Origin of the sequence: Pseudomonas sp. HPB0071 (genome assembly GCF_000478505.2) — a bacterium.
GTDB lineage: Bacteria > Pseudomonadota > Gammaproteobacteria > Pseudomonadales > Pseudomonadaceae > Chryseomonas > Chryseomonas luteola.
In genome coordinates, this window is record NZ_KI517367.1 from 138,083 (window position 1) to 159,101 (window position 21,019).

19 protein-coding genes are annotated in these 21,019 nt (G+C 55.4%); 11 read left to right on the forward strand and 8 right to left on the reverse strand.

Going from position 1 to position 21,019, the window contains the following annotated elements; translation table 11 throughout:
• The first annotated feature begins 108 nt into the window (after window positions 1-108).
• Window positions 109-2,517 carry a helicase-related protein gene (locus tag HMPREF1487_RS00730; protein ID WP_010794674.1) on the forward strand — a complete coding sequence of 803 codons (2,409 nt, stop codon included), beginning with the start codon at window positions 109-111 and terminating at the stop codon, window positions 2,515-2,517.
• A 45-nt stretch (window positions 2,518-2,562) separates the two neighbouring features.
• Here HMPREF1487_RS00730 and HMPREF1487_RS00735 read toward each other — a convergent pair whose 3' ends face one another.
• The 5 genes from HMPREF1487_RS00735 to HMPREF1487_RS00755 all read right to left on the reverse strand — a co-directional run bounded on the left by HMPREF1487_RS00735 (window position 2,563) and on the right by HMPREF1487_RS00755 (window position 7,573).
• On the reverse strand, window positions 2,563-3,753 hold the full coding sequence (locus HMPREF1487_RS00735) for a sugar transporter (protein ID WP_010794675.1): 1,191 nt from the start codon (window positions 3,751-3,753) through the stop codon (window positions 2,563-2,565).
• Between the two features lie 300 nt (window positions 3,754-4,053).
• The gene (locus HMPREF1487_RS00740; protein WP_125912904.1) at window positions 4,054-4,764 is read right to left on the reverse strand and encodes a hypothetical protein; all 711 of its coding nucleotides are present in this window, start codon (window positions 4,762-4,764) and stop codon (window positions 4,054-4,056) included.
• Between the two features lie 156 nt (window positions 4,765-4,920).
• Entirely contained in the window at window positions 4,921-5,925 is a 1,005-nt protein-coding gene (locus HMPREF1487_RS00745; protein ID WP_010794677.1) for a DUF2167 domain-containing protein, read from the reverse strand.
• 375 nt (window positions 5,926-6,300) lie between these two features.
• A complete protein-coding gene (locus tag HMPREF1487_RS00750) occupies window positions 6,301-6,486 on the reverse strand; it encodes a hypothetical protein (protein ID WP_010794678.1) in 186 nt (61 codons plus the stop codon).
• 202 nt (window positions 6,487-6,688) lie between these two features.
• Window positions 6,689-7,573, reverse strand: coding sequence for a LysR family transcriptional regulator (locus HMPREF1487_RS00755; protein ID WP_010794679.1), 885 nt, complete (start codon window positions 7,571-7,573; stop codon window positions 6,689-6,691).
• 88 nt (window positions 7,574-7,661) lie between these two features.
• On the opposite strand from HMPREF1487_RS00755, the gene HMPREF1487_RS00760 reads away from it, so the two are divergent.
• From HMPREF1487_RS00760 to HMPREF1487_RS00790, 7 genes are all read left to right on the forward strand, one after another.
• Complete coding sequence (locus HMPREF1487_RS00760) at window positions 7,662-8,123, forward strand: multidrug/biocide efflux PACE transporter (protein ID WP_010794680.1); 462 nt, start codon at window positions 7,662-7,664, stop codon at window positions 8,121-8,123.
• A 207-nt stretch (window positions 8,124-8,330) separates the two neighbouring features.
• A complete protein-coding gene (locus HMPREF1487_RS26635) occupies window positions 8,331-8,753 on the forward strand; it encodes a GFA family protein (protein WP_010794682.1) in 423 nt (140 codons plus the stop codon).
• Window positions 8,754-8,873: 120 nt separating this feature from the next.
• Window positions 8,874-9,329 (forward strand): CBS domain-containing protein, encoded by a 456-nt coding sequence (locus tag HMPREF1487_RS00770; RefSeq protein WP_010794683.1) that lies wholly within the window; start codon window positions 8,874-8,876, stop codon window positions 9,327-9,329.
• Between the two features lie 250 nt (window positions 9,330-9,579).
• Complete coding sequence (locus tag HMPREF1487_RS00775; protein WP_037029560.1) at window positions 9,580-11,187, forward strand: MFS transporter; 1,608 nt, start codon at window positions 9,580-9,582, stop codon at window positions 11,185-11,187.
• Between the two features lie 6 nt (window positions 11,188-11,193).
• Window positions 11,194-12,411 carry an HlyD family secretion protein gene (locus tag HMPREF1487_RS00780; protein WP_010794685.1) on the forward strand — a complete coding sequence of 406 codons (1,218 nt, stop codon included), beginning with the start codon at window positions 11,194-11,196 and terminating at the stop codon, window positions 12,409-12,411.
• A complete protein-coding gene (locus tag HMPREF1487_RS00785; RefSeq protein WP_010794686.1) occupies window positions 12,408-13,790 on the forward strand; it encodes an efflux transporter outer membrane subunit in 1,383 nt (460 codons plus the stop codon). The genes HMPREF1487_RS00780 and HMPREF1487_RS00785 overlap by 4 nt, the downstream gene beginning before the upstream one ends.
• A 92-nt stretch (window positions 13,791-13,882) precedes the next feature.
• Window positions 13,883-14,587 (forward strand): YebC/PmpR family DNA-binding transcriptional regulator, encoded by a 705-nt coding sequence (locus tag HMPREF1487_RS00790; protein WP_010794687.1) that lies wholly within the window; start codon window positions 13,883-13,885, stop codon window positions 14,585-14,587.
• 54 nt (window positions 14,588-14,641) lie between these two features.
• Here HMPREF1487_RS00790 and HMPREF1487_RS00795 read toward each other — a convergent pair whose 3' ends face one another.
• The 3 genes from HMPREF1487_RS00795 to dcp all read right to left on the reverse strand — a co-directional run bounded on the left by HMPREF1487_RS00795 (window position 14,642) and on the right by dcp (window position 18,246).
• Window positions 14,642-14,908, reverse strand: a complete 267-nt coding sequence (locus tag HMPREF1487_RS00795; RefSeq protein WP_010794688.1) for a hypothetical protein — start codon at window positions 14,906-14,908, stop codon at window positions 14,642-14,644.
• A gap of 139 nt (window positions 14,909-15,047) precedes the next feature.
• Complete coding sequence (locus tag HMPREF1487_RS00800) at window positions 15,048-15,884, reverse strand: inositol monophosphatase family protein (RefSeq protein WP_010794689.1); 837 nt, start codon at window positions 15,882-15,884, stop codon at window positions 15,048-15,050.
• A gap of 172 nt (window positions 15,885-16,056) precedes the next feature.
• Window positions 16,057-18,246: a peptidyl-dipeptidase Dcp gene (dcp, locus tag HMPREF1487_RS00805; protein ID WP_010794690.1), complete on the reverse strand. Its 2,190-nt coding sequence runs from the start codon at window positions 18,244-18,246 to the stop codon at window positions 16,057-16,059.
• A 266-nt stretch (window positions 18,247-18,512) separates the two neighbouring features.
• On the opposite strand from dcp, the gene HMPREF1487_RS00810 reads away from it, so the two are divergent.
• From HMPREF1487_RS00810 to HMPREF1487_RS00820, 3 genes are all read left to right on the forward strand, one after another.
• Complete coding sequence (locus tag HMPREF1487_RS00810; protein ID WP_010794691.1) at window positions 18,513-19,019, forward strand: GNAT family N-acetyltransferase; 507 nt, start codon at window positions 18,513-18,515, stop codon at window positions 19,017-19,019.
• Between the two features lie 102 nt (window positions 19,020-19,121).
• A complete protein-coding gene (locus HMPREF1487_RS00815) occupies window positions 19,122-20,717 on the forward strand; it encodes an ABC transporter substrate-binding protein (protein ID WP_010794692.1) in 1,596 nt (531 codons plus the stop codon).
• A gap of 98 nt (window positions 20,718-20,815) precedes the next feature.
• Window positions 20,816-21,016: a hypothetical protein gene (locus HMPREF1487_RS00820; protein ID WP_010794693.1), complete on the forward strand. Its 201-nt coding sequence runs from the start codon at window positions 20,816-20,818 to the stop codon at window positions 21,014-21,016.
• Window positions 21,017-21,019: the final 3 nt, after the last annotated feature.

Genomic DNA, 21,019 nt, shown 5'->3' on the forward strand with positions numbered 1-21,019 from the left:
CAGTTGCTTGCTCTCTTTCTCAGCCCTCCATCAGTCGCATGAAACGACCAAAGACCGCACAATCTTGTCCTAACGTCATAACTCACTGATTTTCGGGAAGTCCCTGCAATGCCTAAAGGTGACTATAGACAGCGTAAAGCGCTCCGCCTTGAACGTCTCAAGCGGTTTATTGAGTGGGCAACCGGGCGGTATCCCGATTTCATCCCCAAGAAGCATCATCAGGAAGAGTGGTACAAGCCCTATATTGGGTATGCCATTCCCAACCTGGGTCGTGCCGCTAAGGGTTTCTGGTTAGGGCTAGATGCCGGCACCATCGAGGCGACTATGGATGAGCCTGATCCAGAGCGGTTGCTAGGGCGTATCTTGTTACGCGACAGCAGCGACTATAGGTGCCTTATTGATATTTTTGGCGCTGAAAAGATCGTCTCGTTGGGTTCAGTACAGCTCTTGATCGAGCCAGAGTGGACGTTACGCCTGGAAGACAGTGATTCTCATGAGGCATTCGAGGATCAGGCTCGGCAAGCTATGGAGCATTATGTGCAGGAGCGGCTACGCATCCTGGAGCGCCCGTTCAGGGAGATGAGCGAAGACGATCGACTGGAAGTGCTTGAGCGGCTACGGCCGGAGCTTTCACGTATTGATGACTTTCTGGAACATGCGGTCGAGATCATCAATGAGGTTCGCCATGAGCTGCGCTTTGTAGTTGAGTTGCGCCACGGCGATCTGGCATTGGATATACAGCGCCGGATACCGGCAAACCAAGGCCATATTCTCAGCGAGGAAGAAGTCCTGACCCTGAAGGATGAAGACCGGCAGGAAGTTCTGGCCAAGTTCAATATGGTCCTTGAAGAAGCTGGCGACTTTGACCTGCTGCAACTGGGTCAGCATCGATTGACAGAGCTGTTCATGCAGGACACCGGTCGGCTGCGCAAGACGATTCGTAGTACGTTGCGCAACTACAAGGAGAAAATGGCCTTCGCTACGCTCCTGCAGAATGATCCGCGCTTTTTGCATTATCACAAGCTGTATCCGGCTCGCCAATTAACGCGTAAGTGGATTGCCCTGCTCGGCCCTACCAACAGTGGCAAGACGCACCAATCCATCGAAGCGATGACTTCGGTTACCCACGGTATTTACCTTTCGCCGCTGCGCCTGATGGCCTTGGAAAATCAGGAGCGCATCGAGTCCATGGGCATACCCTGCTCGCTTGTAACTGGTGAGGAAGAAATTATCCGGGAAGGCGCGACGCATTTTTGCTGCACGGTCGAGGAGTTTGCACGCTTTCGCCAGAAGCGCTGGGATGTGGTCGTGGTGGATGAAGTGCAGATGATGGCCGATTCGCAACGAGGCTGGGCCTGGGTAGACGCGCTCGTCAGCGCCTATACGCCTGAGTTGATCATGACTGGACCGCCGCTGATCGAGCCGTCACTGAAAACGCTATGCGACTTGTGCGAAGACCGCCTGATCATCAAGCGCACCAAGCGGCTCTCCCCTGTTGAGGTTTCGAGACACTCTACCAGCCTGAAGAATCTGGAGCCCGGATCGATGCTGGTGGCTTTCAGCCGTCGTACGGTGCTGGATCTCAAGGCAATGCTGGAGATGACAGGCAAAACGGTTTCGGTGGTTTACGGTGCCTTGTCTCCAGAAGTACGGCGCGAACAGGCACGCCGGTTTCGCGAAGGTGAAGCAGACATTATGGTAGCAACCGATGCGGTGGGCATGGGCCTTAACCTACCGGCCCATACCCTGTGCTTTTACACGGATGAAAAGTTTGACGGCATTCAGGTGCGGCAGCTCAACGTGCAAGAGGTCAAGCAGATTGGCGGGCGCGCCGGACGCTTTGGCCATCATGACGAAGGCGTCATCACTGCCTTGGAGCTACACGTACTCAAGTCCATCAAACGGTTGTTTAACAGTCCCGACAAGCCAGTAGACTTGTCTCAGTTTCAGGTGCGGCCTTCTATCGATCACCTGAAAGCCATTTCCGAGCTGATGAATGAACCCAGCCTGCTCAGAGCGTGGCTGACGTTCAACCGAAACATCAATTATGGCGATGCGTTTGTATCTGTATTGCCCGATGAGCTGGCCGATTGGATCAAGGCGATCGATGATCCACGTATTCCCCTCTGGCTACGCTGGATTTTCGCCTGTACCCCTATCCGGGGAGGCCTGGAAAGCCCTGCCAGCAGCTTTGCACAACACTGGCTGAAAAAGGTTGCCCAGGAAAAGGTCATTGAGCTGCCACGCCTGATTCTCGAATCAGATCTTGCAACGCTGGAAAGCTCGCTGCATATCGTGGAGACCTACCTGCACCTTGCACGGACACTGCCAGAGTATTTCCCAGACATTGAACGTGGCGAAGAGCACCGCACCTTGCTGAACGAAGCCATTACACGAGAGCTTTCCAGGCGCAAACGCCCTCGTCGTTCAAGCCTGGGACGAGGGAATCAGAGTGGACGTGAAAAGCAGGGAGAAGCAGAAGGAAGACGCACGTCTCGCTCGGCGCGTAGCCGTTAGTAATGTGTGCCGAGAGCCAGCAGGCACCTCGGCACATCACTTGATTTATAGCGGATTGGCGTTGAGCTGCTTGGAAAACCTGAGTGTCATGATGTAGCAGAACGCCAAACCGGCAAATGCCAGCAGACCGCCTACGACACCAATATGGATGAGCCCAAGCTGAGTCCCTACAACGCTACCCATAAGGGCCCCACCGCCAATTCCAATGTTATAAATACCCGAGAACAGGGCCATCGCCACGTCAGTGGCATCCTTGGCCAGCGCTAGCACCTTGGCTTGCAAGGCAAGACCGAAACACATGATCGCAACGCCCCAGACGACACTCAGCCCGCCTAATAGATAGGCGTGCTGGGCAAACGGCCGCAGCACCAACAGAGAGATGGTGATACCCGCAATGGCCGAGATCAAAAAGCCATTGGGATACATGATGCTGTACCGGCTGAACAGGACGGAGCCTATGACACCAGCGCCACCAAACAGGAGCAGCAGAACCGTTGTCATGTTTCCACTCAGATGGGCGATCTCCTGAGCGAAGGGCTCAATGTAGCTATAACCTGTGAAATGGGCCGTTACCACGAGCACTGTCAGGATATAGATACAGACCAAGGCAGGACGCTTGAAGAGCACGGGCAAGCTGCTCAGGGAACCGGAGTTATGGCTTGGCAGCAACGGTAATGCCCTGGCCAGCCAGATCACTATACCGGTGGCAAAGACCGCAATCGCCACAAAGGTCGCCCGCCATCCCAGGGTTTCTCCCAACACACGGCCTAGCGGAATACCCAAGACCATGGCAAGACACGTACCGGTCGCCAATAGGCTCAAGGCCTGCGTCTGCTTGCCTTCAGGAGCGATACGTACGGCCAGTGACGCCGTGATAGACCAGAAGATCGCATGTGCAATGGCGATGCCGATACGGCTCACAATCAATACAGTGAAGTTCCAGGCGAAGCCCGACAGGATATGACTTGCGACGAATACCGCAAAGACCAGAATCAGCAGCCGCCGCCGCTCGATATTACGCGTGAACAGCATCATGGGGAGCGAAATGAGCGCCACGACCCAGGCATAGATGGTCAGCATGATGCCCACCTGAGCTGGTGACATCTCGAAGGTTTTGCCGATGTCACTAAGCAGCGCCACCGGTACGAATTCAGTGGTATTGAAGATAAAGGCTGCCAGCGCCAGCGCAATTACGCCAAGCCAGGCACCGCCGCGTGAATCTACAGAGGTATTCATCAGCACTATCTAGTCTTCTGGTTTACAGGATGAGTCTTGGTCCGGCAGTTTAGGAACTGCCTGCCTGAAGCTTAGCCATCCAATGCCACTAGACCCGAAACGACAACACACCAACCCGCAGCATCACTGGCCGCGTATGGCATATATGTTATTCAGGAAGAACTGCAGAGCTTAGATGGGAAACTAAGTAACACAAATGATACGCTTAGTAACATCGACCGACAATATCATCAGGCGTTCCAAAAGACCTGATTCATCGGCTCAATGTAGTTCTCACGATAGCTTATTAGCGGACACGCTCTAATGCGGGGCTGTCTTGCTAAAGGAGCAGTGGCCTTCACGCAGAGTTTCGATAGAGTCCGCCATATACTGCGTTTCGCCAATGAACTGGCCTAGCTTTATTTGTGGTCTCTTCGAATCCATAAAGTCGACCGTAACGGTATAGTTGGATGTCTTATACCGATTTAAATCGGTCCTTATGCCTGGACAGTTGGAATAAAAGCCTGTTTCGTAACGGGTCTTTTTATCGCAACGCTCATCATCTTCATGCCTGTGATAGCCCTTGCTTCCGCTTGAATAGGATTTGCCGGATTTACATTCTAGTAGAGTGACCTCATGGGAGCAGATGCCTGAAGTAGTACAGCCTACCCGGTCTTCCTGTTCGAAAAGATGGGTGTTGTGGCGCGTCCAACTCACCTTCAAATTGTAAGGTAACGTGCTCTCTTCTCCAGACACGGTGAATGACTGACCGAGATAGGCATCACGGTACACCTTCGCGCTGAGCGAAAAGTCCCAGCCGTCAATCGTTATGGAGGTGTACCACCAGGGCGTTGGCCCGAACAGGATGGTAGCAGGGCCTGTTCTTAGCCGATTTTTATGCGCATTATCAAAGTCTGTCGGAAAAACCTCTTCATAGACCTGCGTCTTACCTTTTGCTTCAAAGGTATGGGTGCAACCTATCAAGCAGAACAAAGTGACCATTAAACAGGGCGCAACGTTTCTTGTTTTCATTGACTCACCGGACTGCATGCGCGGCGATACTCAGCCAGCAGGATGTTCTGCTGGCTGGTAGGTCATTCAATAGATTCAGGGAAATTGCGTTGACTGCTTGATGGCCAGCCACGCTACAGCCAGACCAGGAATCCGATCCGGCGGATAGGTTAAGCGTTACTTCTTGTCGTCTGTCTCGGAGCTGTTCATGTCCATGACAGTCCTGGCTGGGGTCTCAGGTTCATTCATGACCGGAGTCGGCGCTACGGGCTCGCTCTTTTTCTTACCCCGAAACCGGTTGAATATCCAACCAATCAGAAGCATGGGTAGCATCCACAGCTTCTTGAACAGTAATAGCGCTCCAGCCAGAATTCCCAACTTGGCCGCCGCCTTGCCTGCAATCAGTGCGCCTATGCCATAAGCTGCCACTTTGTCGATGTCAGGATTGAAATCGGCGTAACGGTTACCTTCATTGAAGTTGGTCATTGCCAGGACGGCAGGTGCGCTTTTCTGGATTTGAGGCAGCTGATCCATACCAGCGATGAAACTCAGCACCAGTACGCCTTTACGGCCCAGTACGCGGATATCGTAGTTGAGGCCATGCTCGGTATCATTGCCCAGCTTGAGCTCTTGAGCCCAATAGAGCTTTTTGCCTTCCTTGTCGTAACGCGGCGCAGCAGCCCAGCCTACCAGCTCAAGCGGCTCATACCCTTGTTCTTGACGCGCTTTGTTGCCATCGCGAACATCCTGCTGCATGTCCTTCAGCAGGTCGGCATAGTCGATGTCAGCCGCATCCTCATCAGACACGTAGCCGCTTTTTTCGTAATAAACTGTCATGCCCCATGATTCGCGCTCGAACGGCGAAATGCCAGCAGGCATCACCATCCCCATGGGCGGGTTCTGGCTGGGAGGATTGCCCCAAGCTTCCAGTACACGCTCGGCATCCTTACTGTTCAGAAAGACGAACTCTTTAGGCAGATCAAGCGTTGCAAGATTGTCATTGAGAACGATCTTGCCCGTCTTGAAGTTCAATGACTTTAGGAACCGGTCCACTGTCATCTCTTGAGCATTCGACGCGGCAGACGTGGCGCTAACAGGTTCGGGCTGTGGGTTGGCGGAATAAGCGGCGGGAATAACGGCCACAGCCAAAAGGCTGGCCAGGATCAGTTCCTTGATCGGCATAAAAGCTCCATGAAGATATGTTGTGCTATCCAGACGCAATCATATCATCAGCCCTACAAAGACGCTGCGGCGCAACGAAATTTTTTGATACATGTGGTCAAACACAACCTTGCCGATAGCTACAGGTTGACACAACCGCTTCAAGGCTCAGACGATTGGAAGAGCAGAGGTTGGGCCAGCACGATTAAAAGCCGGACTGGACGATGCATCATGAATTGACGAACTGGAGCCGCACCGCGCAGCCGAATTGGTCCTAAAATGTGCCTAGCTGAGAGGTGGCCGTCCCGCCTGGGGACAGGCACACCCTCGTGGTGTTGTGCTAGCGACACTCATGTTCAGCGCGAACAAAGCGACTGACAAAACGGTACAGTGCGGTTAAGCGGCGTAAGCCTCTGACTTGGCCAGGATTCGACTGATTTCATAACGATTCTCAGTAGTCAGATGATCGGTCAAACGATGCAACTGCCTGACAATCAGTTGCTGACTGTCATGATCATGTGCTGCCCGTAGCTCTTTCATCAGCGAGCGGATGATTTGTGCAGTGAGTTCAAGATCGCTCATGGGCTTTCCCTCATGAAGGCTTTAAATGGGATGGTTCGTAAGCCGGCTTACTTACTCTGTCCATTACATCCCTCAAACAGTTCTCGTTTAGCCGATGAGCGAACCCTCTGCCGATAACTGGCAGGTTACCATCCGCTGTATTTTTTTGATTGATTTACTGGATGCTCCTCCTTTTTGCGGCTGCCTGAGTAGTACGCATCCTTCAAGATCTATTCGTTTGTGTAAGACGCTCAAGCAGCCAGGCTGCAGCAGGACCAAGCGGCTGTTTACGCGACCACACCACATCCACCGATACCTGCTTGGGCCAGCCATTCATGACCAACTCATGCACCCGCCCCTGTGCATGGGACTCGACCAACCCCTTGGGTAACGCGGCCCACCCAAAGCCCAACGCCGCCATTTCCAGCAACAACAGGTAGTCTGGAGTCGACCAGCATCGCGTACTGTGTGCAGGCAAGGTCGCGTCATCCAAATCGCTGCTGACAACACTGCTCAGACGCAGCATGCGGTAGTGAGCAAGGTCCTGAGGTTCAACTACCGCTTTCTGGGTAAGGGCATGACCTCGACTGACAAAAAGACCAAAGGAGGAATAGTAAGGCAGCCGGGAATGCGCAATATCCGGCCCGTATTCCGGTTGAGCGGCCAATAGCCCCAGGTTGGCGCGGCCTTGATTGATCAGATCCAGCACATCGGCCTGTTCGGCAAAAAAGCATTCGAACTCCAGATCAGGATAGCGCTGGTCCAATTCATGAAGACGCGCTTCATATTGGCTCTGCTGGTAGGTATCTGACAGTACCAGTGTCAGCTTGGCTTCCTGCCCGCGGCCCAAGGTAGCCGCGTGACGTTTCAATCGGTCTATCGCCGATAGCGTCTCCAGCGCATATCCCAACAAGCTACGCCCAGGCTCGGTCAATGTCAGCTGGCGAGCGCCACGAACAAAGAGTTCAACATCCAGTTCTATTTCAATGCGGGCAATGGTTTCACTGATGGTCGACTGGCTTTTACCAAGCGCCCTCGCTGCCGCGCTGAACGAGCCACTGGATGCGGCATGAACAAACGACTCGAGTGCTTCTATTGAAAGATTCATATCGGTCTAAGCGATACCAGCTAATTTTTGGTTATTGGTTAAACCGATGATAATAGATCATCAAATTTATCCCTAAGCGAGCTTTTCAATGTCTTCTACCTCATCACCTGATCGCAGTTTCTGGGAGCGGGCAGGTCATGCGCTGGCCTTCGAGCTGATTGCCCTGGGCCTCTGTGCGCCTGTGATTGCCTGGGCTATGGGCAAACCCATTGCACAGATCGGCGTGTTGACGCTTATGTTTTCGACCATAGCCATGTTGTGGAACATGATTTTCAACTTCTTGTTTGACCGTGCGCAGAACCGCTTGGGATTCAAACGCAGCTTTGCCGTCCGCCTGATTCACGGCTGTCTTTTTGAGGCTGGCCTAGTGGTCTTGCTGGTTCCGTTGGCAGCCTGGTGGCTTTCAATCAGCCTGCTCCAGGCGCTAGTGCTCGATATCGGACTGATCCTGTTTTTCCTGCCTTATTCGGTATGCTTCAACTGGATTTACGATACGCTTCGAGCCCGTTATGTACGTCGTCAAGGCATTCGCGCAGCGTACGAAAAGTGATGAACCGAGTAGTAGAAAGGCGTCACACCTCATGGTGAATGAGTCAGGCTGCCTTTCGCTCTTGGCAGAGCTTAAAGAGAGCCTGCTGACGACTCTACGTTGAAAAGCCCTCAATAGAGGCAAAACGTCGCCCTACCCTATTTTTTCCTTTTAATCGCCGATTTTCGACTACGCTTTTCATTCCACTCAGCGAAAGGCGGGATGGCTATGGCTGCTCGGGTCGAGAGACAAGGACGCTGCTTGTGCAGCGCGGTGCACGTAACTGTCGGTCTGGAAAAAACATCTGTCAGCGCTTGTCATTGCTCGATATGTCGGCGATGGGGCGGCGGCCCACTGATGGTCGTCGAAAGCACGCTCCCTCCACAATTGACAGGAGAGGAGCATGTTCACGTCTATGAGTCATCAGAGTGGGCTGAGCGAGGCTTTTGTCGCCGATGTGGTACTCACCTGTTTTACCGGTTAAAACACGGCGACTTCCATGCCGTCCCGGTTGGGTTGTTTGATGACCGGGATGACTGGACATTTGCGCTGCAGGTTTTCATAGAAGAAAAACCCGCTTTCTACTGCTTTGCCAACGATACCCGCACCCTGACTGGAGAAGAACTGATTGCGCAGTTCAGCTCCGAGTAAGGCATAGGCCATGCTCGTGCTTGAAAATCTTAATCGTACCCATGGATTACGTTGTTTGGTGACGGCCGGACAGGTCGGGTTATTTTCGTCCTATTGATTTGCCAGCAAGGGAGGAATGATATGAAGACGGTAGCGGATATCCTTAGAGCCAAGCAAAGCCAGGGTGTGTTTACGATCACCCCAAACGTTACGGTGCTTGATGCGCTTAAAGTCATGGCCGAGAAAAATGTGGGTGCCCTGCCCGTTACCGAGGACGGTAAGCTGGTCGGTATCATCAGCGAGCGCGACTATGCGCGCAAAGGCGTATTACAGGGCCGCTCCTCCATAGGAACCGCTGTTCGGGAAATCATGACCCGTGCTGTGATCACGGTGACGCCTCGGGAGAGCATTCGTGAGTGCATGTCGCTCATGACGGATCGCCATCTGCGCCACTTACCGGTGATCGACAATGATCAGCTGATCGGTCTGCTTTCCATTGGCGATATCGTGAAGGAAACGATTGCTGAGCAGGACGGGCTGATTCTGCAACTGGAGCAATACATCCGTGGTGAATATCCTACATCACTGGCCGGATGATCAGAGGGAGCAGCTAGGCCATGCGTTTGAGCATGGCCTGCGTTGACTAAAAGTCTGGTTGGGCTTTTTCGTAATCACGACTTCCTTGCCCGTCAGGCTGAACTGTTGCGGCGCCTTATGGACGAATCCATTGCCATCATTGATTAAACAGTGACTGGCACTTCTCAAGGATTCAATAAGGCGCCTATCTGCTGTGCCCGATAAATATCTGGAACCCCTGCCCAATTGGGAGCCGCACGAGCGGCCCTCGATGCCGGGCTCTCCGGCTACGCCACTGCATGCCCCACCGGTACGCCTTGCCTACGCGCTGGTGTCCGTGCTGCTGGGCCTGACAGGCGGCCTCGGTAATGCGCTGATCAGCGTGAACCTTCCCTACATCCAGGGTGATCTGGGTCTGACACCCACCCAGGGCGCCTGGCTGCCTGCAGCCTTTCTGATGGTAAACGTGTCAGCCAACCTGATTCTCGTGAAGTTTCGTCAGCAATACGGGCTTCGCCGTTTTGCCGAAATCGGGCTGGCGCTGTATGCCGTATTTACGATCGCCCATGTGTTTGCCAACAACTTTCCCATGGCGGTGCTGGTCCGGGCCGCCAGCGGCTTTGCTGGCGCGACGATCACAACCCTGGGTACGCTGTATATGCTCCAGGCGTTTCGGAAGGCTCAGGTAGGCAAAGGTTTGGTCATTGGCGTTGGCATCTCCCAGCTGGCAACGCCTCTGGCTTGGCTGCTCTCGCCCGCGCTCAGGGATCTGGGCGAGTGGCATCGCCTGTATATCTTCGAGGCTGGCATGGCGCTGTGCTCACTCGCCGCCATCACCCTGCTCAAGCTACCTCCAGGCATACGCATCAAGGCGTTCGAGCGACTGGACTTTCTGACATTTGCCCTGCTTGGCCCTGCCCTTGCCATGATTGCCGCCGTCCTGGCACAGGGGCGCATTCAATGGTGGCTGACGCAGCCCTGGATGGGGTTTTCATTGGCAGCCGCCCTCGTATTGATCATCATTGCGGTCGCCATTGAGCACCATCGACGCAATCCCCTGCTCCAGACTCGCTGGCTTGGCACCTCCGAGATGCTGCGCTTTGCCTTCGGGGCGATCATGCTGCGCTTTATCCTGTCCGAACAGAATTATGGCGCAGTGGGTCTGCTGCAAACCCTGGGGCTTACAGCCGATCAGTTACAACCGCTTTTTGCAGTGATTCTTGCCGGCATCGTGGCGGGCATTGCCGTCAGTGCTCTGGTGTTCAGCCCGAAAACGATGATTCCTCAGATTCTGGTTTCGATTGTATTGATCGGTATCGCCAGCTTCATGGATACCGACTCGACAAACCAGACACGCCCGCAGGACCTGTTTGTCAGCCAGGGTATTCTGGCCTTTGCCAGCGGCATGTTCCTGGGTCCGCTGATGATGATCGGCTTCTTGCGTGCCTTGCAGAACGGTCCGACCTATATCGTCAGCTTTACCGTGCTGTTTTCCTTTACGCAAAGCCTGGGTGGATTGGCTGGCCCGGCTCTGTTTGGAACATTCGAGACGGTGCGAGAGAAATACCATTCCAGTCACCTGATCGAGAACGTCAACCGTACCGACCCACTGGTGGTGCAGCGCCTGCAGCTTCAAAGTCAGGTTTATGCCCCGGTGCAGACCGACCCTACCCTGCAACAGGCGCTAGGCACCTCCCAACTCAGCCAGGCCGCCACACAAGAGGCACATGTGCTGGCCTTCAACGATGTCTTTCGGCTGATCGGCTTTGTATCGATCACTTTTCTGAGCTGGTCGCTGTTCCATACCCTGCGCCTGTCCTATCGGCGAAGAAAAGCGGAACGGGCACAAGCCAACTCCTCTAATAACGCTGCTACGTGAGACGCCATGAGCGACGAAAAACCATTACCTGATGACGAGCGCAAGGGCTCAAGCGAAGCTGAAAAAACGCCGCCTCAAACCGAACAGGCAGCCTCCGTACCGGATGCCGGAGCGACAAACCCTGGGCCGCCCAAGGTGATCAAGCCGTCACGGATGACGGTCATCATCATGGTGGTGGTAGCGCTGGCAGGCGTCCTGACGATTCTCTATGCGTGGCAGCTGTGGCCATTCACCAGTGGCATCGTGACAACCAACAATGCCTACGTCCGGGGACAGATTACCGTCATGGCCCCTCAGGTGAATGGTTATGTAGCCGAGGTACTCGTACAGGACTTCGAGCATGTAAAGCAGGGGCAACTGCTGGCTCGGATCGACGACCGAATCTATCGCCAGCGTGTTGAGCAAAACCAGGCACAGCTGGCAGCCCGGCAGGCGGATCTTGCGAACTCCATACAAACCCTGGCCTCCAACCAAGCCACGCTGGCGTCGCGCCGGGCGGAACTGCTGTCGGTGCAGGCCGAACTGGATCGCGCACGAGCCGATGAGCGTCGTGTCAACGAACTCGCCTCCCGAGGCTCGGTTTCCCTGCGCGAGCGTGATCAGACACGCGCCTCGGCCAGGGCCGCCGCCGCTCAGGTCAAGCAGGCACAAGCGGCCATCAATATTGCCGAGGAAAACGTAAAGGCGACTCGCGTGTCACGCGGAAGCCTGGAAGCTCAGGTACAGATGGCAGAAGCGGCGCTGCATCTGGCACAGATCGACCTCGACAATACTTTGATCAAGGCGCCACGGGAAGGACAGCTCAGCGAGGTATCCGTACGCCTCGGGCAGTACGTGACGGCAGGCTCACAACTCCTGTATCTAGTACCGGATCTGGTCTGGGTGGTAGCCAACTATAAGGAAACGCAGACACATAACATGGCGATCGGTCAGCCGGTCCGCTTCAACGTCGATGCCTTGGACGGCGCAGAGCTTACCGGCCGTGTCGAACGGCTGGCGCCTGCAACCGGCTCGGAATTCAGCATTCTTCGCCCAGACAACGCCACGGGTAATTTCACCAAGGTGGTACAGCGCATCCCTGTGCGGATCACCATTGATCCTAACCAACCCTTGGCGCAGCGGCTAAGGCCAGGCATGTCTGTTGTTACCCATATTGATACGGATGCGACCCCAGCGACCAGCCAGACAGAACGACCTGTAGCGCAACGGAGCGCTGCACCATGAGGGATGTTCGATTCCATCCTTTGCTATTGGCCCTGGCGGTAAGCCTGGCCGCTTGTGTGCCACCCAAGAAACCGCTACCGCCCGAAGCTGCCATACAGCCTCCTGGGCAGTGGCGTGTAGCGAGTGAGCCGGCAAGTGCCGTTCGAAGCGATTGGTGGCGCAACTTCAACGATCCCCGGCTGACTCGCCTGGTAGAAGCCGCGCTTGAGCACAACACTGACGTGTTAGCTGCTATTTCCCGCGTCGATGCGGCTCGCGAGCAGATTGCACTGGCACGCTCGGCCCTGTTTCCTTCGGTAAATGCCTCGGTTGCCACACAAACCAACCGCAATCTCGGCACACTGGGTATCACCCATACCCGTTCGGCCCAGCCACAGGTACAGATTGCGTATGAGCTGGATGTATGGGGGCGCCTGCGTACTCTCGAACAGGCCGCACGGCTCCAATATCAGGCCAGCCAGACCGATCGGGATGCTGTTCTTCTCACCGTGGCCAGCACGACCGCCCGGGCATACATCACCCTTCTCTCACTGGATGCTCAGCTGCAGGTTACCCGTGAGACAGCCGAGTCTCGCCTTGGGGCGCTCAAGGTCGCAGAGGATCGCGCCGGTGAGGGCTACACGTCAGAACTGGAGTTGACGCAGGCCCAGTCCGAATATGAGGCCGCCATGCAAATGATTCCGCAGCTTCAACAGGCTATTCGCCGACAGGAAAATGCCATTCAGGTGCTGACGGGCGCTCTGCCGGCCCCAGTGGACCGTGGGCTGCACTTTCAGGACGTACACCCGCCCCACGTTCCCGGTGTATTGCCATCGGAGTTGCTGCGCAGACGGCCGGATGTCGCACGTGCCGAACAGCAGCTGGCTGCCAGTGATCTCACCCTGGAGGCCCGACGTGATGAGTTTCTTCCGCAGGTACAGCTGTCCGGCAGCGTCGGCCGGCTTTACATCAATTCGCTGAACTACGATCCGGTCAAGGTCTGGAGCCTGGGCGCCAGCATCCTTGCTCCGATTTTTACGGCGGGCAGACTGGAAGCCCAGGTCAATATCGCTACCGCTCAGCGTAATCAGGCCGCTTATGCGTATCGGGCCGCAGCGCTGAATGCGTTTGCCGACGTTGAAAACGCCTTGTCAGGCGTCACGCTGTATGCCGAACAAATTGATCGTATCCAGGCACGCCGGCGCACGCTGGCACGTTCGCTTGAAATCGCCCGGGATCGCTACCGCAGCGGTTACTCCTCCTACCTTGATGAGCTCGACGCCCAACGTAACCTCTTCAATCTGGATCTGGCGGCTGTACAGGTGCGCGAGAGCCAGCTGAACAATGTCATTTCGCTCTACCAGGCGCTGGGAGGGGGTTGGACACCTGCGCGGGATTAGCTGTGCATGGCACACAGCTGATCATTTAGCTCCGCTCAAACTCTCGGTATGGACTAGAATTTGCGCCTTTATTCCCTCTTGAAGAGACAACTATGGGCGCACAGTGGAAAGCCAAACATAAAGAAGCCGCAGCCAATGCCAAGGGCAAGATCTTTGGCAAACTGTCGAAAGAGATCATGATCGCTGCGCGCTCCGGCCCGGACCCAGACATGAATCCTCGCCTGCGTCTGGTCGTCGAGCAGGCCAAAAAGGCCTCCATGCCTCGCGAAACACTGGAGCGCGCCATCAAGAAAGGCGCAGGTCTTTTGGGCGAAGCGGTCAACTATGAGCGCACCACCTATGAAGGTTTTACGCCCCACCGTGTGCCGGTCATTGTGGAATGCCTGACCGATAACGTGAACCGTACTGTCGCCGAGATTCGCGTACTGTTTCGCAAGGGCCAGCTTGGCGCGTCCGGCTCGGTAGCGTGGGATTTCGATTATGCAGGCATGATCGAGGCAACGCCCGATACGCCAGAAACTGATCCGGAGCTGGCCGCGATCGAAGCAGGCGCTCAGGATTTCGAGGCGGGTGAGGATGACGCCACCCTCTTTATAAGCGACGCTACCGACATGGACGCCGTCTGCAAGGCGCTGCCAACTCTTGGTTTTACAGTACAGTCGGCCAATCTGGGTTATCGCCCCAAAAACCCGGTCACCGGCTTGAGCGATGCTGAAATGGAAGAAGTAGAAGCCTTTCTGGAAGCCCTGGATGCCCACGATGACGTGCAGAACGTTTATGTAGGTCTGGCAGGTTAAGCCATGCAGCCAGGGCGAAAAGCAATTCTTGCCTTTCGCCCTGTGAGATAAGCATCAGGCGGCCTTGGGCTGATCAAACAGCATTCGCCCATGGTCCAGGCATTGGTCAACTAGCCATTTGCCGTGAGCAATGGACGCTCTCTGGGCCTGATCCAGTTCGGCCAGGAAGGCATGACTGACCGGAAGCGGCATGCGCCGGGTTACATGCCCGTGCAGGTCGCTTATCCGGCAACCGCCTGCCCAGGGTAAAGGGCTGCCTGAATGTTCCATGATTTCAGCCGTAATGACATGATCGCGGTAGGTACATTGCATGGTACTCATGGTCTGATCCTCGCTTTCGAATGGCATCGTCAGGTTCGCACAGGTATGCCCGCTTCGTACAAGTCCTGTCTCAAAGGATAGATGAACGGCGACACAACCCTGTACCGTCATGCCCCACGCGCAGAAAAACGCAAAAGGCTTAGTTACTGTCCAACGAGGGCCCTATCAGGCCTGCTAGCTGCTCATATACTCCGGGCGCAGCGACCAGAAGCGGATTCCCTTCCAGCAGCCCTTCGCCACGGAAGAAGTCACTCGACCGACCACCGGCTTCCTTGACCATGACAAGGCCTGCCAGGCAATCCCAGCTGTTGATAAGCGTCTCGTAATAGCCAATCAACCGACCCGCGGCCACATAAGCCGTCATCAGCGCCCCGGAGCCGTTGCGGATAAACATCCCACCCTCGTCCAACAGACCGGTCAGGAAAGGAATGAAGTTTTCCTTACCACGGCGGTGCGTTGTACCTACCCCTACGACTCCTTCACGAACGTGTTGGGCAGCATGGGCCTTGAGCGGGATATCATTGACGAACGCGCCCTGGCCCAGGCAGGCATGAAAGAGTTCCTGATGGTTCGGATCGGCGATAGCGCCCAGATAGGGCTCACCGTCAATCATGAGTCCGATGGATACACACCAGCTGTGCAAGCCGTTTACGAAACAGCTGGTTCCGTCGATGGGGTCGATGACCCAGATGCAGCGCGCATCCAATGCTGCAGTACCGTTTTCCTCGCCGATAAAGCCATCCTCCGGAAAACGCTCCGAAAGCTGCGCCCGGATGAAGTCCTCCAGTGTCTTGTCGGCAACACTGACGACATCCTGCAGGTTACCGCCTTTGTGCATTACCGTCAGGCTCGAACGGCGCGCATAGAAGTCCATGCCCAGGCGTGCCGCTTCCTGTGCGATAGCCTTGGCGGCCTCATAGCGTGAATCGATATCGAGGCTATCCGGTGCGCTGGCGCCGGTAACAGTCGTGGTCATGACGGGTCCTTTTCAAAAACATGGTGCAATAATTGGGAGCGCCTAATCTAAGCGCTCCACTGTGACAAGTACTGCGCGGCTCGGCATAGGATAAAAAGATGCACTTTAAGCCTAGGCCATGAATGCTGGCAGCAAGACGGACCTTCCAGGCCTATCTACTTATAAGGCAAGCTCAACCCTGGCTATCACCTTTCAGGCCGCGGTTAATCAGCATGGGCTCGATATCCGGTTCATGGCCCCGCCAGTCCCGGTAGACCTGCTCCAGATCGGTGCTGTTGCCACGAGAAAGAACCATGTCGCGGAAGCGTTGGCCGTTTTCAGGAGTAAGGCCGCCGTGTTCTCTAAACCACTCGAAGCCATCATCGGCCAGCATCTGTGTCCACAGATAAGCGTAATACCCTGCCGCATAGCCATTGCCCCAGATATGCATGAAATAGCTGGATCGGTAGCGAGGCGGCACATAACTGAGGTTTATGCGGTCCTTCTCCAGCGCAGCCTTTTCAAATGCGTCAACGTCTTGCTGAGGCGCTTCAGCTGCAATCATGTGCCAGTGCATGTCGAGTAGCGCAGCGGCCAGGAGCTCGGTCATGTCATAGCCCTTGTTGAAGCGAGACGCGGTCTTGATCTTCTCGACCAGCTCGGCGGGCATGGGCTTGCCGGTTGCGTAGTGCTTGGCATAGTTGGCGAACACCTTGGGGTCTTCCGCCCAGTGCTCGTTGATTTGCGAAGGAAATTCGACGAAATCGCTCGGCGTATTGGCGCCCGAAATACTGCCGTACATCTGGTCGGCGAACATGCCGTGCAGGGCATGACCGAACTCATGAAACAAGGTTATGACATCGTCCCATGAAAGCAGCGCCGGCTGGCCTGGAGCAGGCTTGGTGAAATTGCAGACGTTATAAACAACCGGCTTGGTGCCCAGCAGCCGGGACTGATCGACGAAGTTACCCATCCAGGCACCGCCACTCTTGTTATCCCGAGCGAAGAAATCGGTGTAGAACAAGGCCATTGAAGAGCCATCCTTGTCGAACACCTCATAAACCTTCACATCCGACTGATACACCGGAATGTCCGTCCGCTCCTTGAACGTAATGCCGTAGAGCGCCTGCGCTGCGTAAAACACCCCATTCTGGAGCACATTATTAAGCTCGAAATACGGGCGAATCTGTGACTCGTCCAGATCGTAACGGGCCTTGCGAACCTGCTCCGCATAATAAGGCCAATCCCAGGCCTGCAACTTGAAGCCGCCCCCTTGCTTGTCGATAACGGCCTGAATATCCGCCGCCTCGCGCTTGGCTCGGGCTGTGGCCGCCGGCGCGATGTCCCGCATGAAACCTAGCGCAGCCTCTGGCTTCTTGGCCATCTGATCCTGTAGCTTCCAGGTCGCATAATCCGGGAACCCCAGCAGCCTGGCCTGCTCGGCTCTCACCTTGGCCAGACGCGCGATAAGCGAGCGGGTATCGTTGGCATCGCCCCTCTCGGCCCGATTCCACGAGGCATCGAACAAGGCCTTACGCGTATCGCGGTTGGCAAGAGACGCTAGCCAAGGCTGTTGCGTGGTGTTCTGAAGAGTGAGCAGCCATTGCTGGTCCAGATGACGGTCCTGGGCTGCCTGTTCGGCTGCCTTGAGCTCAGGCTCAGAAAGTCCCTCAAGCTGATCCTTGTTGCTGACAGCCAGGGCCCCGTTCTTGGCTGCAGCCAGCAGCCGATTCACAAACTGGGTAGTGAGCGTTGCCGCCTCCTGGTTGAGCGATTTGAGCTGGGCCTTATCAGTCTCAGACAGCCGGGCACCTGCCAATACGAAATGCTGATGGGTAATCTCGATAAGCCGCTTGTCCTCGGGTGTCAGATCAAGCGTTTCGCGCTGGTCGTAAACGGTCTGTAGACGGTCGAACAATGTGCTGTTGAGCGTGATCGCATCACCCAGTGCAGCCAGCTTGGGCGACTGCTCTTCATTGATCCGCTGAAGCGTGTCGGACGTATTGGCACCAGTGAGCGCGCTAAAAACTGTCATGACCCTGTCCAGCAGGGCTCCGGCTTTTTCCAGCGCAACGTAGGTATTCTCGAAAGTAGGCGGCTCGGGGTTGTTGGCAATTTGCTCGATTTCAGCCAACTTTTGCCGGATGCCTTCTGTAATGGCGGGCTCGAAGTCCGACTCCTTGATCAGGTCGAACCGAGGTGCCTGAAAGGGCAATGCACTCTCCTGAAAAAAGGGATTCGCCTGAAGGGCCGAGCCGTTCTTATCTGCCATGTTGACCTCCTGTACCGTCGTTCCGGCTTCAGTAACAGACTGGGTTTCGTTAGCAAGGGCATAGCTGCCAAGGGACGTACTGATAGCCAGAAACAGCAAAGATAGACGCATTAATGCTTACTCTCCCTATTTTTCTTATTCCATGCAGCCACGACGCGGTCATACAAAATAGCGCGTCACATTGGGCACAGCGTAGTTTCAAATTGGCAGGCGAGTCTTGGCGATTGAACTCGAACAAAACGGTGTGAACCGCAGACCGCAATTTGTTATAAGCAAAGAAACCCGTCTGGGCCGGGCCTTGAGATAGTATCGCCTGCCCAAGGGATGCACTAGTCTTAAGAACTGCCCCTATCGTTTCAGCCTAATGGAAAGCCGCCATGCCTGTACGAGCAGCCACGTCTGAAGATGCCTCCGCAATCGCCATGATCCATATCGAATCCTGGCGCGCCGCCTATCAAGGCATCATGCCTCAGGCAGTGCTGGATAACCTCCAATACGGGTCCAGATATGCCCATTGGAAATCAAGACTGGAAGCGGAAAATGCTCCGATATGGGTTGCTGAGCGCAGCGGGTCAGTAGCCGGCTGGATGGCGTGCGGCCCTGACCGTGATTGGCCGGAAGAGGCCTCCAGGCGAGAAATTCATGCGATCTACATAGCCCCACGGCACTACCGTACCGGCCTCGGAACAGCGCTGTTACGGCATTATTTCTCTTCGCTGGAGTTGCCCGCTGTTAGTTGTGTATCCCTCTGGGTATTACAGGACAACCTTGCAGCAATGGCTTTTTATCGACAGCACGGCTTCGACCATACAGAAGCCCGTAAAACCCTATCAAGAGGTGGGGTCGACCTGACCGAAGTGAAGCTGACCAAGCGGCTTATCTGACGTGACCCTTGAAATATCTGCTTTCATTTAAATCCTGCCGGTATTCCTGAGCCGCGGTAGCGTACGCGTTTCGCTGAACCTCACGCTTCAAGGAAACGGCTCATGTTCAAGACGCTTTTTACGGCGTTGGTCACGGCTGGCTGCGTGTTCAACGTTTTATCTGCCCAGGCTGCAAGCAACCTGGTCTACTGTTCGGAAGGCAGTCCAGCAGGATTTGACCCCGGCCTGTACACAGCGGGAACCGATCATGATGCTGCGGCCAGTACGTTGTTCAACCGACTGGCCGATTTCGAGCGAGGCGGCACCAAGGCCATTCCTTCCCTTGCAGAGCGTTGGGACATCAGCGAGGACGGCAAGACCTATACCTTCTTTCTACGGCAGGGCGTGAACTTCCATACGACGGACTATTTCAAACCGACCCGCCCCTTCAATGCTGATGACGTCCTGTTCACCTTTCAACGCATGCTGGATAAAGAGCATCCGTTCCGCAAGGCCTATCCCAGCGAGTTCCCCTACTTTACTGGCATGAGTCTGGACAAGAATATCGCCCGGGTTGAAAAGGTGGACGAGCATACAGTTCGCTTCATGCTGAATGAGCGCGACGCTGCTTTTGTGCAGAATTTGGCGATGCGGTTTGCCGGTATCCATTCAGCCGAATATGCCGACCAGCTGCTCAAACAGGGCAAGGCTGAACAGATCAACCAGAAGCCTATCGGTACCGGCCCCTTCGTCTTCAGTCGCTACCAGAAAGACGCCATGATCCGTTTCAAGGGCAACAAGGATTACTGGCAACCGGGACAGGTCAAGCTCGACAACCTTATCTTCTCGATTAATACCGATTCTGCCGTGCGGGCTCAAAAGCTGCGCACAGGCGAATGCCACGTCAGCGTTTACCCTAATCCGGCGGATATTGCCTCGCTGGAGAAAGACCCCAACCTGAAGGTCATGAGTAGCCCTGGCTATAACATTGGCTACCTAGGCTATAACGTTCAGCATCCGCCACTGGACAAGCTGGAAGTCCGCCAGGCGCTCGACATGGCGATCAACAAGCAGAACATCATTGAAGCCGTTTTCCAGGGCGCAGGGCAGCTTGCCGTTAACGGGATGCCGCCCAGCCAGTGGTCCTACAACGAAACGATAAAGGATCTGCCGCGCGACCCGGTCAAGGCCAAGGAGCTTCTCAAGCAAGCTGGCGTCAAAGAAGGCACAAAGATCACCTTATGGGCTATGCCGGTCCAGCGGCCGTATAACCCGAACGCGCGCCTGATGGCCCAGATGATCCAGAACGACTGGGCCAAGATTGGCATTAACGCCGAGATTGTGACGTACGAATGGGGCGAATACCTCAAGCGCGCCAAGAGCGGCCAGCAGGACACCATCCTGGTGGGCTGGACAGGCGACAATGGTGATCCGGACAACTGGCTGGGTACGCTGTATGGCTGCGATGCGATTGGCAGCAACAACTACTCCATGTGGTGCGACAAAACCTACGATGACCTCGTGAAGAACGGCAAGCGTGTCTCCGATCAGGCCGAGCGGACCGAGTTTTACCGTCAGGCTCAGGTGCGCATGAAGGAACAGATCCCCAATACCCCTATCGCCCACTCCACGGCGTTCATGCCCATGCGCAAGAATGTGCAAGGCTATGTAATGAGCCCGCTGGGCCATAACGCTTTCGTTGGGGTCAGCGTTGACTGATGTCGATACGGCGAGCCGTTAATCGCTCGCCGTGTCGCTCGCGGTAGGTAAATACGTCGGTTCGGTTTTATCATGACGGGTTGCTGCAAGAGATCATCATGAGCCGAGCCGATTTTCATCAAGCACATGCCACACAAGCCGTTGCCGAGGCACAGCGCCTGCTCTCCAGACGAGACGAAATGGGCGCACGCTGGCTACCCTGGGTCGCTACTGAGCTCTATAGCCTCAGCCCTACTGAGTACGCCTCGATGGTGAGGCGTGTCTTGGAGCAGCTGGCCGGTAATACGCCCAATACCTGAATG

What these genes read in the sequence shown, in the direction of transcription:
- HMPREF1487_RS00730 (WP_010794674.1), top strand. Translation starts at nt 109, where the DNA reads ATGCCTAAAGGTGACTATAGACAGCGTAAAGCGCTCCGCCTTGAACGT.
- HMPREF1487_RS00735 (WP_010794675.1), bottom strand. Translation starts at nt 3,753, where the DNA reads ATGAATACCTCTGTAGATTCACGCGGCGGTGCCTGGCTTGGCGTAATT.
- HMPREF1487_RS00740 (WP_125912904.1), bottom strand. Translation starts at nt 4,764, where the DNA reads ATGAAAACAAGAAACGTTGCGCCCTGTTTAATGGTCACTTTGTTCTGC.
- HMPREF1487_RS00745 (WP_010794677.1), bottom strand. Translation starts at nt 5,925, where the DNA reads ATGCCGATCAAGGAACTGATCCTGGCCAGCCTTTTGGCTGTGGCCGTT.
- HMPREF1487_RS00750 (WP_010794678.1), bottom strand. Translation starts at nt 6,486, where the DNA reads ATGAGCGATCTTGAACTCACTGCACAAATCATCCGCTCGCTGATGAAA.
- HMPREF1487_RS00755 (WP_010794679.1), bottom strand. Translation starts at nt 7,573, where the DNA reads ATGAATCTTTCAATAGAAGCACTCGAGTCGTTTGTTCATGCCGCATCC.
- HMPREF1487_RS00760 (WP_010794680.1), top strand. Translation starts at nt 7,662, where the DNA reads ATGTCTTCTACCTCATCACCTGATCGCAGTTTCTGGGAGCGGGCAGGT.
- HMPREF1487_RS26635 (WP_010794682.1), top strand. Translation starts at nt 8,331, where the DNA reads ATGGCTGCTCGGGTCGAGAGACAAGGACGCTGCTTGTGCAGCGCGGTG.
- HMPREF1487_RS00770 (WP_010794683.1), top strand. Translation starts at nt 8,874, where the DNA reads ATGAAGACGGTAGCGGATATCCTTAGAGCCAAGCAAAGCCAGGGTGTG.
- HMPREF1487_RS00775 (WP_037029560.1), top strand. Translation starts at nt 9,580, where the DNA reads ATGCCGGGCTCTCCGGCTACGCCACTGCATGCCCCACCGGTACGCCTT.
- HMPREF1487_RS00780 (WP_010794685.1), top strand. Translation starts at nt 11,194, where the DNA reads ATGAGCGACGAAAAACCATTACCTGATGACGAGCGCAAGGGCTCAAGC.
- HMPREF1487_RS00785 (WP_010794686.1), top strand. Translation starts at nt 12,408, where the DNA reads ATGAGGGATGTTCGATTCCATCCTTTGCTATTGGCCCTGGCGGTAAGC.
- HMPREF1487_RS00790 (WP_010794687.1), top strand. Translation starts at nt 13,883, where the DNA reads ATGGGCGCACAGTGGAAAGCCAAACATAAAGAAGCCGCAGCCAATGCC.
- HMPREF1487_RS00795 (WP_010794688.1), bottom strand. Translation starts at nt 14,908, where the DNA reads ATGAGTACCATGCAATGTACCTACCGCGATCATGTCATTACGGCTGAA.
- HMPREF1487_RS00800 (WP_010794689.1), bottom strand. Translation starts at nt 15,884, where the DNA reads ATGACCACGACTGTTACCGGCGCCAGCGCACCGGATAGCCTCGATATC.
- dcp (WP_010794690.1), bottom strand. Translation starts at nt 18,246, where the DNA reads ATGCGTCTATCTTTGCTGTTTCTGGCTATCAGTACGTCCCTTGGCAGC.
- HMPREF1487_RS00810 (WP_010794691.1), top strand. Translation starts at nt 18,513, where the DNA reads ATGCCTGTACGAGCAGCCACGTCTGAAGATGCCTCCGCAATCGCCATG.
- HMPREF1487_RS00815 (WP_010794692.1), top strand. Translation starts at nt 19,122, where the DNA reads ATGTTCAAGACGCTTTTTACGGCGTTGGTCACGGCTGGCTGCGTGTTC.
- HMPREF1487_RS00820 (WP_010794693.1), top strand. Translation starts at nt 20,816, where the DNA reads ATGAGCCGAGCCGATTTTCATCAAGCACATGCCACACAAGCCGTTGCC.